This window comes from Methylobacterium sp. WL7, assembly GCF_008040085.1.
GTDB classification, from domain to species: domain Bacteria; phylum Pseudomonadota; class Alphaproteobacteria; order Rhizobiales; family Beijerinckiaceae; genus Methylobacterium; species Methylobacterium mesophilicum.
On sequence record NZ_VRVG01000319.1, the window covers coordinates 1 to 1,120 of the forward strand.

General features: G+C 67.7%; 1 protein-coding gene and 2 pseudogenes. All 3 read right to left on the reverse strand.

The features are described from left to right. Window positions 1–300: pseudogene (locus FV233_RS29525) on the reverse strand (GNAT family N-acetyltransferase); the annotation flags it as partial. Further along, the gene (locus FV233_RS29530) at window positions 297–584 is read right to left on the reverse strand and encodes a DUF1778 domain-containing protein (RefSeq protein ID WP_147857796.1); all 288 of its coding nucleotides are present in this window, start codon (window positions 582–584) and stop codon (window positions 297–299) included. The pseudogene FV233_RS29525 and the gene FV233_RS29530, both read right to left, overlap by 4 nt. 291 nt (window positions 585–875) lie before the next feature. Further along, window positions 876–1,120, reverse strand: a pseudogene (locus FV233_RS29535) (sugar transporter); the annotation flags it as partial.

The following is a 1,120-nucleotide window of genomic DNA, read 5'->3' on the forward strand; positions in this document are numbered from 1 at the left end:
GAAGGCTTCGTCCCGCCCCATCCAGCCCAGCAGGGCGGCCGGCACGGTCGGGTAGCGCGGCAGCTTCTTGGCGAGCACGTCCGGGAGGTCCGTCAGCGGCACGCTGTTCGAAGACAGGGTGTAGAATCCCCCGACCCGCCCGGTCGCCACCTCGCGAGCGACGAAGCAGGCCGCGTAGCGGCGCTTCACGTCCTGGGCGACGGTCTGGCGGAAATAGGCATCGACACGGTCGTTGCCGCTGGCAAAGCCGCTTCGGTCGTGGGCCTTGGACAACGGCTCGATGACGAACGGCGCCGTCACCGAAGCTGGATCAGGGCCGCATGGCGCTCGGCGGCGCGCTTCAGACGATCGGTCGGCTTAGGCGGATCGATCAGGGCTTCCGCGAACCGCACCTGGTCGGCGCGGGCCAGCCGCAGGATCTCGGCCTCCTCGACAACGCGCCTTGCATCCTCGCCGGCCGTCGCGATGAGGTAGCCGGTCAGGGTCATGCCGCGCAGCTGTGCCGCGCGCTGCAGTGTGTCGTAGACTGGCACTGGTACCCTGGCCTCCAGCCGCGCCGTTCCGTCGTCCGTCTTGACCTTCATGGAACACCTTCCCGGTCCATCTCGATACGGCAAATTGCCGTACAAAGCAAAAACAGGCGCGTTAGACCATCGGCGTGGGGTGGGATGTGGCGATCTCGGTTCAAGCCCTCGAAGGCATCGAGCGATCGACTCGGTCGCGCCCCGTTGTGTGAGCGATATACGCTCCCGGGATCCCAACGCGAACCATCCTCGCGATACGCCAAACGAAACAGGGCGCGGATGGCATCCGCGCCCTGTTTGCGTCTTCCGGATCTCGGCCCCGCCGGCCCGGAGGCCGGCGGGTCGGCCGAGCTACTTGGCGTAGGCGTAGGCGGTGGCCGCGGAACTGAGCGGGCCCGTGACGCCGCTGAAGGCGGTCAGCACCTTCTGGACCTCGGTGAACGGGGCGTTCGAGACGTAGATCAGGTCGCGGTTGCGCATGCGGAACGCCTGGGTGGTGAACAGGCTGTTGGGGTCGCGCATGTTGATCCGGTAGACCACCGGCACCAGCGGCGTGCCGGTGAGCTTGGTGGCCGGGTTGAGCCGGCGCACCACGC

Bases quoted from the DNA above. Each gene is read 5' to 3' on its own strand.
- FV233_RS29530 (WP_147857796.1), bottom strand. From the start codon at position 584: ATGAAGGTCAAGACGGACGACGGAACGGCGCGGCTGGAGGCCAGGGTA.